This is a genomic window from Aquirufa sp. Wall-65K1 (assembly GCF_054558475.1).
In genome coordinates this window covers 1-15,759 of the sequence record NZ_JBPXKD010000009.1, presented here as the reverse complement: position 1 = coordinate 15,759, position 15,759 = coordinate 1, and the positions used below count along the sequence as shown (strand labels likewise).

Below are 15,759 nucleotides of genomic sequence, written 5' to 3'. Positions count from 1 at the left end.
GGGCTGTTGTCAGCCCTATGTATGTTTACTCTAGGGTGATTTCTAATGCTAAACCACGTAATTCATGAATCAATACATTGAATGACTCTGGAATATTTGGTTTTGGCATATTTTCACCTTTTACGATGGCTTCGTATGCTTTAGCACGGCCGATAACGTCATCGGATTTAACAGTCAAAATCTCTTGCAAGATATTCGCTGCTCCGAAGGCCTCAAGCGCCCATACCTCCATCTCACCGAAACGCTGACCTCCGAATTGAGCTTTACCACCCAATGGTTGTTGCGTAATCAATGAGTATGGTCCAATCGAACGAGCGTGCATCTTATCATCCACTAAGTGGCCCAATTTCAGCATGTAAATGATACCTACTGTTACTGGTTGATCAAATTTATCACCCGTCAAACCATTGTATAAATACGTACGGCCCCAATCTGGTAAACCAGCTAGAGTCAACTCAGCAGCTACTTCAGCCTCAGTTCCACCGTCAAAGATTGGTGTCGCATAGCGCTTACCTAATTTTTGTCCAGCCCAACCTAATACCGTTTCGTAAATCTGACCTAAGTTCATACGAGAAGGTACTCCTAGTGGATTCAATACGATATCTACTGGCGTTCCATCTTCCAAGAATGGCATGTCTTCCTCACGTACAATACGAGCTACAACACCCTTATTACCGTGACGACCCGCCATTTTATCTCCTACTTTCAACTTACGTTTCTTAGCTACATATACTTTCGCCAATTTCACGATACCTGCAGGTAATTCATCACCTACTTCTAACACGAAACGCTCACGCTTGAATCGACCAGCGATTTCATTACGACGAATGTTATAGTTCTTGATCAATTGTAAGAAGCGAGCATTTAATTCTGCATCAGCAGTAGCTTCTTCTACGATCAAATCAGACAGTAAATTAGCTTCCTCTGGTACTGCATATGTGCTCTCATCGCGATACAAGTTCTTGTCAGGGAATAATAATTCTTCAATGTTTTTAGCACTGAATTTAACACCCTTCTCAACAATCACTGTTCCGAATTTGTGCTTGATTCCATTAGATGTTTTACCATTTAACAAGGCTACTGTCTTGTCAATCATGATACGACGAATGTCTAATAAATCTTTGCCGTACTGCTTCATCACTTTTTTCAACTCCGCTTTCGACTTCTCACGCTCTTCTTTATCCTTCTTAGGACGAGAGAATAACTTCGTGTCGATTACCACACCTTTTAATGATGGAGGTGCTTTCTTAGAAGCATCTTTCACATCACCTGCTTTGTCACCAAAGATGGCACGTAATAATTTTTCCTCTGGAGTTGGGTCTGATTCTCCTTTAGGAGTAATCTTACCAATTAAAATATCACCTTCTTTAACTTCAGATCCTACACGAACAACGCCGTTTTCATCCAAGTTACGAACAGTCTCTTCCGATACGTTCGGGATTTCAGAAGTTAATTCTTCTTCACCACGTTTTGTATCACGTACCTCTAATTCAAACTCTTCAATGTGAATCGAAGTAAAGATATCATCACGAACTACTTTCTCTGAGATTACGATCGCATCTTCAAAGTTGTAACCTTGCCATGGCATAAATGCCACTTTCATGTTACGTCCTAAAGCTAATTCTCCTCCTTGAGTCGCATATCCTTCGCAAAGTGCTTGTCCTTTCGTAACGCGCTCTCCTTTGAAAACAATTGGCTTCAAGTTGATCGTGGTATCTTGGTTCGTTCTACGGAACTTGATCAATTTGTAGGTTTTAGAAGAACCATCAAAACTGATGACTTTTTCATCTTCCGTTTGATCATAATTTACTACAATCTTCAATGCATCTACATATTCAATAACACCATCTCCTTCAGCTACTACTAAAGTTCTTGAGTCAATGGCCACACGGTGCTCTAAACCAGTTCCTACAATCGGAGCTTCTGGTCTTAATAAAGGTACCGCTTGACGTTGCATGTTAGATCCCATCAAGGCACGGTTAGCATCATCATGCTCCAAGAATGGAATCATAGAAGCAGCTACCGAAACAATCTGGTTAGGAGCTACGTCCATGAATTGTGCTTCGGATGGATTAACCAATGGGAAGTCACCCTCAAAACGAGCCTTAACACGATCAGATAAGAATTTACCTGACTTAATATCAATAGGAGCATTAGCTTGAACAATGTTCTTGCCATCTTCCTCCTCAGCAGTCAAATACTGAACATGGCTACTTACATCCACTTTTCCGCCATCAATGACACGGTAAGGAGTTTCAATAAAGCCCATGGAATTCACTTTAGCGTGAACGCAAAGTGAGGAAATCAAACCAATGTTAGGTCCCTCGGGAGTTTCAATGGTACACAAACGACCGTAGTGCGTGTAGTGAACGTCACGAACCTCAAAACCAGCTCTTTCACGAGAAAGACCGCCTGGCCCTAGGGCAGACATACGTCTTTTGTGCGTAATCTCAGCCAATGGATTTGTTTGATCCATGAACTGAGAAAGCTGATTGGTTCCAAAGAATGAGTTGATAACCGAAGATAAAGTACGAGCGTTGATCAAATCAACAGGTTTGAAATCTTCGTTATCACGTACGTTCATACGCTCCTTGATGGTACGAGCCATACGAGCAAGACCCACTCCGAACTGAGCATATAATTGCTCACCTACGGTACGAACACGACGGTTTGATAAGTGGTCAATATCATCGACTACCGCACGAGAGTTGATCAATCCGATCAAATACTTCACGATAGAAATAATATCTTCCTTCGTTAATACCTTCACATCCATTGGGATGTCATGGCCTAACTTTTTATTGATACGGTAACGACCAACCTCTCCTAAATCATAACGCTTGTCAGAGAAGAATAAGTTTTGGATGATGTCACGAGCAGTTTGCTCATCCGGTGCATCCGTGTTACGTAATTGCTTATAAATAACCTCTACAGCCTCTTTTTCAGAGTTGGAAGTATCTTTTTGTAATGTGTTATAAATGATGTTATAGTCTGAAACGTTCACATCATCTTTATGTAGAATAACGGTAGAAGAACCTGATTCTAAAATCGTTTCTACTTCATTCTCCGTAATAACCGTATCACGCTCGATCAAGATTTCATTACGGTCAATTGAAACTACTTCACCTGTATCCTCATCTACGAAGTCTTCTTGCCAAGTTTTTAGAACCCTTGCAGCCAAACGACGACCGACGATACCTTTGATGATTTTTTTATCAACTTTGATTTCTTCAGCTAAACCAAATAAATCTAAGATGTCTTTGTCATTTCCGTAACCAATGGCACGAAGCAATACTGTTACAGGAAACTTTTTCTTACGGTCAATGTAAGCATACATGACGTTGTTTACGTCCGTAGCAAATTCAATCCAAGAACCCTTGAATGGAATAATACGAGCCGAATACAACTTCGTTCCATTCGTATGCTTCGATTGCGCGAAGAATACCCCTGGTGAACGGTGTAATTGCGATACAATAACACGCTCAGCTCCGTTGATCACAAAGGACCCACGTTCTGTCATGTACGGAATATTTCCCAAGAAAACCTCTTGTTCGATGGTTTGGAAATCTTCGTTGTCTGTGTCATTACAGATCAATCGCAACTTGGCTTTTAAAGGCACTGAATAGGTTAATCCACGGTCAATACACTCATCTACCGAATATTTCGGTGGATCTACTGAGTAATCAACAAAGGAAAGAACGAAATTTTCACGCGAATCCGCGATTGGAAAATTTTCAGCAAATACTTTAAATAAACCCTCGTCCGTGCGATTTTCAGCTGCAGTTTCAAGCTGGAAGAAATCTTGGAAGGATTGGATTTGGATATCCAGAAAATCTGGATAATTGATCACACTCTGCGTTTTCGCAAAGCTGTGTCTTCCGGTGGCAGTGATGTTACTCAAGGCTTTATACGTTTTAATTAATGTGAATAATGGCCCTAGGGGCACAAATTCTCCTCCATTTGGAAGAGATTAATCAAGCTGAACGCCTCGTAGATGAAAAGAAGTGGTGTCCCTTGACCATTTCCCTACGAAAAGAAAAGTTGTTTCGGAACCACTCTTCGGATTTGCCCAGAGGGCTTTAATCCTAAAATAGCCTGCAAAATTACTGATAATTTTCTAATAAACAATAGCTTAGCTAGAAGCCTCCACAAAAAAATACTATTCTTGCCAAAATGATGATCAGTTTCATGTGGAAAAATAAAGTTCATTACTACCTACGCTTCATATTAGGCATGACTAGGTCCGAAATGCTAGGAACGCTATGTCTATTCATTTGTTTAGTCCTGGCGGATTTGACCGCTCGCTGGATTGAATATGCTAGTCGGCAACAAGTCATGGCAACCTTTCAACCGACCTATTGGACAAAAACCTTGATTGAAATGGAAAAAGCAAATCAAGTATCCTATTCTAAAAAGAAGCAATTCTCCACTTTTCCAATAAATAAATTTTCTAGCTTTTCAAATATGGATTACCCTCATGAATTCAAAAAAGAAAAAAAACAAAATTGGCAAATCGATATCAACGAAGCGGATTCTTTAGCATGGATTGCCTTGCCAGGGATAGGTCCGGCCTTTGCCAAAAGAATCATTGCTTACCGGGAAAAATTGGGGGGATTTTATCAAGTTTCCCAATTGAAGGAAATTTATGGCTTGGATAGTAGCTGGGTCAATGAGCATCAAAAGCACTTTCAACTAGGGAAAGGTGTTTATCGATATTTGCTGATTAATAGGGCGGAATGGAAGGAATTTAGACATCCTTATTTACCGTACCGGCAAGCGAATTTGGTTTTGAACTACCGCAAGCAACATGGACCTTTTCAAAATTGGGCAGATTTGAAAAAGGTTCAACAACTAGATGAAGTCGTATGGCAAAAGCTTAGTCCTTATCTTTCATTTGAACCTTGAAAAATATGCTGTACTTTTGTTTGAAATTTACACTTCACTATATAAAGATATGTCAACTGGTTTTTTTAGAGTCCCCCAGCCTACAAATGAGCCCATATACGCCTACGCAGTAGGTAGTGCTGAGCGTCAAAGATTACAAGATACGCTTCAAAATCTGCGTAATACGCAAGTTGAGGTTCCGATGCGTATTCATGGGAAGTCGGTTCAAGGAGCTAAGAAAGTAGCCATGACTTGTCCACATGATCACCAGCATATTTTAGGATATTTTTACGAAGGAGGAAAAAAGGAAATTTCAGATGCCATTGAATCAGCTTTATCTGCTAAAAAAGCATGGGCAGCATTGACTTGGCAAGAGCGCGTTTCCATCTTTTTAAAGGCCGCTGATTTGTCGGCCAACAAATACCGCATGGAATTGAATGCCAGAACCATGTTGGGTCAATCAAAAAATGCTTACCAGGCAGAAATAGATGCTGCTTGTGAATGGGTAGATTTTCTACGCTTTAATGCCCATTATGCAGCTCAAATTTATGCAGATCAACCGATTTCTTCACCAGGAGTTTGGAACCGATTAGAATATAGACCTTTAGAGGGTTTTGTATATGCCTTGACGCCCTTCAATTTTACGGCTATTGCGGGTAATTTACCAGCAGCTCCAGCCATGATGGGGAATACAGTAGTTTGGAAACCAGCCCCTCAGCAAATTTATTCTGCAGCCTTATTGATGCAAATATTAGAAGAAGCAGGATTGCCGGCGGGTGTTATTAATTTAGTTTTTGCCGATGGACCCGAAGCAGGGGAGGTTGTATTTTCCCACCGGGAATTTGCGGGTATCCACTTTACAGGTTCTACGAAAGTGTTTCAGACCATTTGGCAGAATATAGGAAATAATATCGCTAAATATAAATCATATCCGAGGATTGTGGGAGAAACGGGAGGCAAAGATTTTGTAGTGGCTCATCCTTCAGCAGATGTAAAGGCCTTAGTGACAGGATTGATTCGTGGAGCATTTGAATATCAAGGTCAAAAATGCTCAGCTGCTTCTAGAGCTTATGTGCCAGCATCCTTATGGTCAGCCGTGAAAAGCGAGTTGCAATCTGAACTAGCCCAGATTAAAGTAGGAGGGACAGAGGATTTTGGCAATTTTGTGAATGCAGTCATTGATCAAAAAGCATTTGATAAGATTACATCCTATATCATTGAAGCTAAAAAATCATCGGAAGTAGAATTGATTGCAGGAGGAGGCTTTGATGCTAGTCGGGGGTATTTTGTGGAGCCGACCGTCCTATTGACGAGTAATCCACGTTATCGCACCATGGAAGAGGAGATTTTCGGGCCAGTATTGACGATTTATGTTTATCCAGATGAAAAATGGAAAGATACCTTAGAGTTGGTTGATCAAACTTCGGCTTATGCATTAACAGGTGCAATATTCTCGCAAGATGCCTATGCTTTGTCAGAGGCAGCTAAAGTCTTGGAGCATGCAGCAGGAAATTTATATTTGAATGATAAATGTACGGGAGCGGTAGTTGGTCAGCAGCCGTTTGGTGGGGCTAGAGCCTCTGGAACAAATGATAAAGCAGGTTCTTATTTGAACTTATTGCGTTGGGTTTCTCCAAGAACAGTGAAAGAAGTGTTTTCTTCCCCGACGGATTTTCGATATCCGTTTTTGGGGTAGGTGTTTTTAGTTCAAAATAAAAATCGAAGTCAAATTGGTAAATCTATTTGGCTTCGATTTTTTGTTTAGGATTCAATATCAATTAGTTGATGATTTACATGGATAGATGAGTGAATTGAAAATTCAGTTTTTAAATGGTCTTGAATTTTCGTTTAACTTCATCAGCTGTACTACTTTCTGGTACATTGTTCTGTTTTTTTCCAAATGATTTTTGGATGGAAATAGAAACATAACGATAATTCGTAATTATGCTTGAGTTTGATATGTAATTCTGTTGAGACGTATGTGTTTTTTCTAAATTTGCATTCGCAAATATGGTATTCCAAACCATTGAAAAATTCCAATCTCTCCCCATTGAACCATTAAATGTCAAACCTGCATTAGGTAAAAAATATTGTTTGGTTTCAAAGAATTCATATGAATAATTATCAAAATACATATTTAGCGAAGCACTAAATCTACTTGATATTTGATAGTCCCACGAATTTGAAATAGAAAAAATAGGTAACCAATTAGAATTAAAATTTGAATAATCCCAAATTGGATTCAAATAGAATTGAGCAAATTTTTGTGCCAAATTTACCTGACAAGTTATGGATTTGCTTAATGCTAGACTTGAACTTATTTGGAAAGACATATTTTTAGATTTTCCTAGATTGGTATAACTATAAATGAGTTGATTTTTTTCAATTCTGTAAGGAGAATAGCCTAATTGGTTATCAGATTCTTGATATCCTAATTCGGTAGACAGTTCAAGTTGATTTATATTGATCATATGTGTTAGACTTAGATCAATATTATTCTCAGTATCTAACATATTATTGCCCATTATACTTTTAAATGGATCTATTCTTCTAGAAAAGCTAGCCAGTTGGCTGATATCTGGCAAAATATAGTCAGAGTTTATACTGAAATTAAAGTTTCCAATCTTTTCAGATTCATATTGAAGTGATAAAGTTGGCAAAAATCTCACCTTATTTTTGTGACGGTATTTAGCCGAATTTGACTCAAATTCTTGGTTAATCAAATCTAATCGCCCTCCTATTAATATTGAAATATTTTTAAGTGAAGTGGCGAATATGGATCTTAGGCCAATAAAATTTGAATTAAAATATGATGCTACCGAATTGTCATTTTGGAAATTATACTGGGTATTAGAATTCTTATTTTCCCAAGAAAGTGTCGTATTTAGTTTAGTGAGTTTAGATAATTGTAATCTATTTGCATAATTGATATAGGTTGAATTTGATTTTTCATAGGTGGCCTGATTTAATTCATTAGGATCAAGATATTGATTTTTGATATTAGAATTGCCGTAATCATATCTGATAAATAATTTATGATTTTGACGTTTTAACAATATCAAATTACTAATTTTTGATTTATTATACAGTCTATTGCTTTCGGATTGTAATTGGTCTAAGCTTTCTGAAATCAAAGGGCTGAAAGTGAAATTACTATTTTGGGAATTGTGAATATTTTGATATCCAAAGTGGAATGAAATGGTAGTCAAGCTATCAAGGTTATAGTTGAAAATGAATGTATTGAAATTTGGAGTAGTTGTAGTCTCAAGCAGTTGTTTAGAATGTGATTTAATTTGGTTAATTTCTTGATTTAAGTTATTCTGAACATTTTGACCATAGGAATAAAGGAGTGTAGAAACTCTAAAACTAGATCTTTTCCCCAAATAGTAAATGCCTAGATTTTGACTTGAATAAGGAAAAAGAATTGCTAATTCAGTATTTGTTTGTATACCTAAAGTAGGGGTTTTAGGTTTTTTCGATATGAAATTAAAGATTACTTCAGAAGGTTTCATCCAATATTCTCCATCTGAAGCACTAATTATTTCAAGTTTTTCAAAAGATTCTATCGCAGATTCCTTAATTATTTTTGATTCGATTTTTATTCCATCTAAGTAAAAGACAATGATTTTACCAAGATATTTATCATCGCTTGATTGTAGGCTTATTCCATTTATTGTTTTAAGAAAATTCTGTATTATGGGAGCTTGCGATTTGTGGATTTTCTTAACACGAAATTCTATTTTATTTACACCATAGAGTGGTCGATCGTTAACTACAATTTCTTTAAGTTCATTTTTAAGTGGAATTAGTAAGATATTATTTACAATTCCAGTCTTTAAGTCATTAGTTAAAACACTGTGTTTTGAATATAAAATGCTTTCAAAATAGATTTTCGAGGAATTTGTAATTGATATTTGGGCAAAACCGGCTTCATTTGTTATGCCAGTTTTTCGTAAAGAATCTCCTATGGGGTTAAATTCCTTAATCAAAAACTGCATAAATGGAATCGGATGCATATTAAGTGAGTCAAGTATTCGGAACTCCAATTCTTGGTGCTTTTTTTGAATTGAAATTTGTCCAAAAATTTCTTGACAAGTTAATTGGAGAAAGCAAAGAGTTAGAAAAATACATTTAATTGTTTTCGTGGATAATTGCTGCATAAAATGAACTAGCGGTTAGGTATATTGTTAGTACTAGGTGTTCGTTCCAATTTAGAAAACTCACAATTCCTCCACATGAGCAGGGAAGGGAAGGAGAGTAAGTTATCATAAGTAAGATGTAGATGGTGAATATCAACGATAAGCCGGCTAAAAAAAATAAAGTTATTTTTCGAGCTCTTTTTATAAATAGCAACATTGATAATCCTATTTCAATTATGACAACAATGGCTCCAGTTTCAGATAAGAACTTGGTTGGTGCAAATGGAGACCTTCCAAAATTTATAATAAACTGATCAAAATGAACAAGTTTATCTACTCCTGAATAGAAGTAAATTGAAAAATCAAAAAAAATGGTAATTGTCTGGAATATAGAGCTATATCGTGATGTTAAATACTTCGATTCTGTTTTCATATAGAAGTAGTAAATTGTTATTATTTAGTAGATGCATGTCTGTTGGATAATCTTCATTCTCGTGCTTAAGGAAAAAAGAGCCGATATACTTGAATCTTTTATTGATATCATAAATATCAAAAACTATTTTTTTCTTAAAATCTGATTCTTGGTTTGACTTGACGATAGATCGAACAAATAACTGTTTTTTCGAAATGAAGAAATCATAATTTGTGACTCTTGGAGGAGATGAAAATATCAAGCTATTGTTGATCTCCTTAGCTTTGGGTTTTAATTTAATAGTATCAATTGTTTTTGCTTGGCGAATTAGATTGAATGTTGAATCAAATTCAATTATTTCATTTGTGAATAAAGAAACGTAAATAAATGTGTTGTTAGAGGGGAAATGTTTAATTGATCCTTGATCAATTAGCTTAAAAAAGTTCAAATTATTTTCGACTGGATTTCTGATATTTTGAAATCGGAATTGCCATTTCCCTTTTGGAAATCTCGCACATATTATTTCATTGTTTCTGAAAATTACCGGTTCAATGCCTTTTTCAAGTTGCTCTTTTTTACTTATTATCCGTTTATCAAACCCATGGAATAGTTTTACACTTGTAGTAATTACATTATTTACATTTTGAACGTATATATTCTCGTTTATGTCATCGCCAAAGTATTCACAATTGGAGAATATAGGAAGATTGTTAATTGGAGTGAATTTTAAAAGACCATTTTCAAAAGTGATTTTAACTAATGATTTGTCGCAATATCCAATAGCGAAGTTAGTATTGCTTGAATGGCTAAATCGGTATAATGTTTCTAATGATGGTGCAACTAATTTCAATTCAGATTGAATTGGCAAATAGTTTCTATTGAAGCCTCCATTGGACAGGAAGTCTGTTTTTTTAGTTTTTAAATAATGATGTAAACTATAACCTAATATAATTACAATGACAGATACAATAGCGGCTAAAATTCGTTTAAACTTCATTGGGATTTATTTTGGAAAAGAATGCTAGTTCATTTGAGACTAGCATTCTTATTTATTTAATCTAGTACAATAACAAGTATCCCATTAGGGTCAGGATATGGAAATGGTAAATCCATGCAAACTTGATTTGCTTTTTTGCAACTAGCATTAGGTGTTTCTTTACCTCGAACATCATTTGTAAATATGCATCCTAGAATAATTACACTCAGAATTGGAAGTGATAGTTTTAGAAATTTAGAATTGTTCATTGTTATAAGATTTAAAAGATTAGGTATTTTTTGAAGAATTTAAATTGTTAATAATCCAGGGTATTTAGTTTCTTCTCCATGGCTAATCGTTATCATACAAGTTTGATTTGCCTTTTTGCATGTTGCAACGGTCTCTTCGTGGCCTTTTAGTGTTATTGACATACCTAATGTCAGGGTCATTAGGGAAAGAATGGCAACGATTTTTTTTTCATGTATTTCCATTTTTTTAAAAAAATTAATTTTTCCCCTACTCTTTTCTGGTTTTTCGGGAGACACCAAGGCTTGCAAACTTGATGTAAAGCTAATGGACCTCAAAAAGTATTTTATAGGGAAAGAAGTCCTATTTTATCCAAGAAGTTGATAATTATGATCTATTGAATTAGGCTTGATTTGACTTTGAAATAAGCTTTATGTCTTAAGCCTGCTTTATTTTTTTTCTAGTTTATAGGCTGTATGCTATCGAGAGTAGAATCGACCTGCCCAATAGTGGATTACTATATGAAGAAGTGGCGTAGTCCGACAAGGTGACGAATGTTTTTTGAGTATAGTTCAATAAGTTATTTCCTCTAAGCGTGATTGACCAAGGTAATTTTTCTGGACGGTAGAGAATTGAAAAATCCAAAAAATGCAATGGATCTGCATTAGTGCTGTATTGCAAAGATTGCCAATCAAATCGATAGGCTAGTTTTTTTAATCGAAAGAATAATTGGAATTGGTTTCGGTAAGTAAAATTTTCAAACAAAGAGCTATTGTTCTCAATTACATTATAATAGGAATGAAAAATATTTTGGATGGAAAAACCTTTTAAAAAACCAGTGGAGAACCCCATTCCAAGATGAAAAGTTGAAGATTGATTGATTCTTGGTTGGGAATTGTTAATGATATTAGGAAATCGATAGGCGGAGACCTCAACTATACTTTTCAAATTAATGGTAAGAGGTTGGACAAAATAGTTTACCTCAAGCTTAGTATTGGTCATTTCATTTGCAAGATCTAGCCAAATGTTTTTTTGTATAATATTCAAATCAGAAATTTCTTGTGACTGGTAATAATCTCCGTTCAGCTTGGAATGACTATAACTGAAATTATAGTATAGATTATGTTGAATGTTATTCCCTAAGCTAATGGACTGAGTATGTAAAATTGGGATATTGGTTAGATTTGAATCAAGCCGAATAAATCGACTATTTAAAAAAACACTATCGGTTAAAATGTAATTACGGTAGTTTGATTTATTAGATTTTGAGTTTCTATATTCTATAAATTGACCTAAAAACGGAAAACTTGTTTTAAATGAGTAGTTGAACCTTGAGGAATTATTTACGTGCTCATTATTTTCTATTCTATTTTCTTCATGATTGACGGAGAAATTATATTCCAGATTGGAAAGCTTACCTTTTAAGGTTTGAGACAGATTAATGGATTTTTCGAAATAATTGGATGGTCTGAAATTGAGTATAGTCTGCTTAAGTTGATTTACATCTAATTTAGTTTCAGCAATTAAAATTTTAGGAATAAAAACGTGTATCAACTGAATTGTGTTTTTTGTCAAATGGTTCCGATGATTGATAAGTTGAAATTTATCTACTGGGTTTGATAACTTATATAAGTAATTCAAATCATAATCATTGGTATTAATGAGGCTTTGAAAGGTATATATGAAAGCAGAATTTTGGCCTATTTTGGAAGTGATAATAACATCAGCTAATTGGTCCCTCTGTTGAAAATTTTGATTTGAGTTAAAGTCTATAGCTGAATTAATCACTTGTTCCGTTGAATTCAGAAGTGTTGCATCGGTATATTGGTATTTCCACTCAATAATTAAACTTGTAGAAGCTTGATATTTGGAATAAATAGAATTTAACCAATAATCCGATAAGGTTTTTTCAAGGCGATTATCAGATATGCTAAAGGATTGATTTGGCAAGTTAATCGAACTAACGTTTTCTTGGATAATGGAATATTTATCTTTTAACCTAGCGCTGTTTACCTTAATTTTAAACTTATTATGAAGTTTAAAGATTGAATTGAAGTCTAATTGAAGTTGATTATTTCGATTCGTTTTTTGTAAATCCGAATTTAAAAAGGATGAACTAAAGGGAATTAATTTTTCAGGTAGAAAAGAGTAGGCGGGGTTATCAGAATTAACATTAGAAAATTCTATGCTAGTGTTATTATTTCCGATATTGTTAAATGAGCCATTGAAGATACTTTTGATTTTGGGGGTACTAATCAATGTGTTATTTTTAATTTGAAGTGCATTGACTGAGCTTTCCATGATTCCTGCATCCATACTACTGGAATTTGAAAAGGTAAATTTTTTCTTAAATTTTAAATTTATGGCGACCTCCTCAGAGCTCCCCAAGCTATTAATGATTGAATTCTCGGTAAAATGTTCAATGGCTTGAACTTCATCAATATCATCAATGGCAATGTTTTTAGTGGCTAGGCTATAATTTTGATCTAACAAGTTTTCCCCATCTAATAGCACCGTCTGTATTCTTTTGTTTTTGTATTTTATTTTGCCTGAATATTCATCCACCGTAATTCCAGGCAACCTCTTAAGTAAATCTTCAATTTTTTGATCACCGGGAAGTTTGAGTGCTTGAACCTTGTATGTTAATGTGTCTTGATTTTGATAAATAGGTTTTGCTTTTACAAAAACCTCTTCCAACAGATACGTAGTGTCTGCTTGTAGGTAAATCACATGGGTGTTCATGATTACCTCAGTAGGTTGGAAATATTGTCGATAGCTTTGATATCCTATGGAATTAACCGTCAACCACATACTTATATTCCTAGGAATTTCAATAGAAAGAAATCCATTTTCTATTTGAGTGAAAGTAATGTGGTTTTCAAGTGAATCCTCAACGATAGCGATACCCTGATGTATCATTTTACCTGTTCTACCATCCAAAACTTTAGCATTTATTTTCGGATTTTGTGCAGGACAAGTGAATGATATACCTATAAATACAATTCCGAGGAACCCCAAAAATGTTGTGGATGAATTACCCATGTTAGGCATTTTAGTCAGGTTGATTATCCGATTATAATGACCTATTCGTTTAAATTTATTCCCCTTCCCAACTGTAATGCGGGATATTTGATTTCAATTTCATGGCTTTTGATGTAGTCTTCATCTCCAGGAACATGCTCTTCAGCCCTTGATTTGAGCTTGGCAATAATGTTTTTCCAAGTAGTTATATATGTTGAAACAAAATCTTGGTGAGAAATGTATTTACCATAATACTTTGTATATGAGGGAACATGGGTAATTGTGTTTTTCGAAAAATTGATGCTTTTCGTCAAAAATTTAATTTCTCCATCTGTTGAATATACTTCAAGAATTAATCCAGGTAATCCCCCAAACTTATATGGACCATTATTTACGGGTATTTTTTTTGTAAAATAGGCAATGTAGTCTCTACCTCTGAAATGTGTTTGAGCCTTTTGACAAGGATAGCCAAGAATTGATTTTATTTCCTTATTTATTCTCCATTTCATCGGATGTAATGAATCAACTACATAAAAGCGTTTTGTCATGATTGGCTCAGAATAATAGAGTTTATTTTCTTTTTTAATTTTTTCAAAGATGTAACTTCCTGGAGTCGTGACTTTCATTACAAAATCATTTGGGGTATTTTCTTTTGTTTCTTGAACTTTATAAGTTGAAAAATCATCCAATATTTTTACATCGAAATGGATAATATCACCGTTTTTGAATAGTTGATAAACTATATTTATTTCTGAATTTTGTGCTAGACATTTTATTCCAATTAGAATGGTGAAAAATAGAGTTATGACTAATGTTCTCATTTTCATTTAGAATTAAAATATTATTTGTTCATTAACATTATCAGGATAATCATCAAAAAGGATTACCCTGATAATCATCATTTTCGTAAATTATTCCCCCAGAGCTATTGCGGCTTTTCGTGCTTCTCTATAAGCAGCATCACAAGCATCAATAAGTGTAGTTCTACATTTTGTAACAGATATTGTACTCTCCCTATTTTCAAGCTTTATGGTGGCAGTACAACATTTAGTAAAATGTAAACTAGTACCATTGGATTTGGCGGATATGCCTGTAAGCCCAATAAGAATTGTAGCAGCCAATACTTTTGAAAGTTTTGTGTAATTTCTTGTCAAGTTCATTTGAATGGATATAAATTTTTCAATCCCTACTCTTTTCTGGTTTTTCGGGCAATACCAATGTTTGCAAACATGGTGTAAAGCTGCTGGAAAAATAAAAGAGAATAGTAGGGAAAGAAGTCCTACTTTAATCAAGAAGTTGATAATTTACTTTAAGGCCTGGGGTAGAACCTCTGCCAAGCTACATTTTGATATTTCGAATGATTTTTCTGAATTCTATTTTGCCATGACTACCGATCTTTCGGGCAATGTTTTCTCGATGTTTTTTAGTGGTATGAAGAGAGATGTCTAGATCTTGAGCAATCTCTTGAGATGTTAGTCCTTGTTGAATCAGGGTAATAATAGCTTGTTCACGGAGAGTAAAAATCTCTTGTTGGATATTCTTTGACATGATGAATGATAGATTAGGGTTAGTGTATTTTCTGGAGTCAATATTATTAAAAATTACGGAATAGGTCTAGAGGGATAAATTTTCTTTGGATTTTTTCGACTTGATTTTCAGTGAATTATCGGGGCTTTGACAATAAAAGTGAATTTTTTTTGAATCTAGATTTGGAATAAGGAAAATAAACCTACATCTTTGCACTCCGATTTAGCGACTACAACGGCAGTCGTTCGAAGTATGAAAGGCCAAAGGCTTATAAAGTAGATGATAAAAAAAGAGGCGAACTTAAAAGAGTTCAAATTTTTTTGTCTAAGTTTTTTTAAGCGAGTAGGTAACTTGAGTACAAAGAGTTCTTTGACGTGTTGATAAAAGGAAAAAGTTCATAATCATTTAAAGTGGTTATGAAGAGAAAAATAGCATTCAAGACAAGGATAATGACAATTCTTATTTTAATAGTAAGAGCAAAGTCAAACATCCAAAGATTATTTACAATGGAGAGTTTGATCCTGGCTCAGGATGAACGCTAGCGGCAGGCCTAA

At 34.9% G+C, this 15,759-nt stretch carries 10 protein-coding genes; 2 read left to right on the top strand and 8 right to left on the bottom strand.

The features are described 5' to 3' along the window. Nucleotides 1–25: 25 nt before the first annotated feature. A complete protein-coding gene (gene rpoB / locus ACST15_RS12015) occupies nucleotides 26–3,901 on the bottom strand; it encodes a DNA-directed RNA polymerase subunit beta (RefSeq protein WP_459454904.1) in 3,876 nt (1,291 codons plus the stop codon). Between the two features lie 287 nt (nucleotides 3,902–4,188). Here rpoB and ACST15_RS12010 point away from each other — a divergent pair, with 287 nt between their 5' ends. Together ACST15_RS12010 and pruA are read left to right on the top strand one after the other, a co-directional pair. After that, nucleotides 4,189–4,905 carry a ComEA family DNA-binding protein gene (locus ACST15_RS12010; RefSeq protein ID WP_459454903.1) on the top strand — a complete coding sequence of 239 codons (717 nt, stop codon included), beginning with the start codon at nucleotides 4,189–4,191 and terminating at the stop codon, nucleotides 4,903–4,905. Nucleotides 4,906–4,954: 49 nt separating this feature from the next. Further along, on the top strand, nucleotides 4,955–6,580 hold the full coding sequence (gene pruA / locus ACST15_RS12005) for an L-glutamate gamma-semialdehyde dehydrogenase (protein ID WP_459454902.1): 1,626 nt from the start codon (nucleotides 4,955–4,957) through the stop codon (nucleotides 6,578–6,580). Nucleotides 6,581–6,710: 130 nt separating this feature from the next. On the opposite strand, the gene ACST15_RS12000 is transcribed toward pruA, so the two are convergent. From ACST15_RS12000 to ACST15_RS11970, 7 genes are all read right to left on the bottom strand, one after another. Beyond that, nucleotides 6,711–9,044, bottom strand: a complete 2,334-nt coding sequence (locus ACST15_RS12000) for an outer membrane beta-barrel protein (RefSeq protein ID WP_459454901.1) — start codon at nucleotides 9,042–9,044, stop codon at nucleotides 6,711–6,713. Beyond that, nucleotides 9,016–9,456: a MauE/DoxX family redox-associated membrane protein gene (locus ACST15_RS11995; protein WP_459454900.1), complete on the bottom strand. Its 441-nt coding sequence runs from the start codon at nucleotides 9,454–9,456 to the stop codon at nucleotides 9,016–9,018. The genes ACST15_RS12000 and ACST15_RS11995 overlap by 29 nt, the downstream gene beginning before the upstream one ends. Continuing rightward, a complete protein-coding gene (locus ACST15_RS11990; RefSeq protein ID WP_459454899.1) occupies nucleotides 9,419–10,432 on the bottom strand; it encodes a hypothetical protein in 1,014 nt (337 codons plus the stop codon). Before ACST15_RS11990 ends, ACST15_RS11995 begins: the two co-directional genes overlap by 38 nt. 690 nt (nucleotides 10,433–11,122) lie before the next feature. After that, nucleotides 11,123–13,699, bottom strand: coding sequence for a hypothetical protein (locus ACST15_RS11985; protein WP_459454898.1), 2,577 nt, complete (start codon nucleotides 13,697–13,699; stop codon nucleotides 11,123–11,125). Nucleotides 13,700–13,740: 41 nt separating this feature from the next. Continuing rightward, on the bottom strand, nucleotides 13,741–14,499 hold the full coding sequence (locus ACST15_RS11980; protein ID WP_459454897.1) for a GLPGLI family protein: 759 nt from the start codon (nucleotides 14,497–14,499) through the stop codon (nucleotides 13,741–13,743). Nucleotides 14,500–14,589: 90 nt separating this feature from the next. Then, on the bottom strand, nucleotides 14,590–14,970 hold the full coding sequence (locus tag ACST15_RS11975; RefSeq protein WP_459454896.1) for a hypothetical protein: 381 nt from the start codon (nucleotides 14,968–14,970) through the stop codon (nucleotides 14,590–14,592). 46 nt (nucleotides 14,971–15,016) lie between these two features. Beyond that, nucleotides 15,017–15,226 (bottom strand): response regulator transcription factor, encoded by a 210-nt coding sequence (locus ACST15_RS11970; RefSeq protein WP_459454895.1) that lies wholly within the window; start codon nucleotides 15,224–15,226, stop codon nucleotides 15,017–15,019. Nucleotides 15,227–15,759 lie beyond the last annotated feature (533 nt).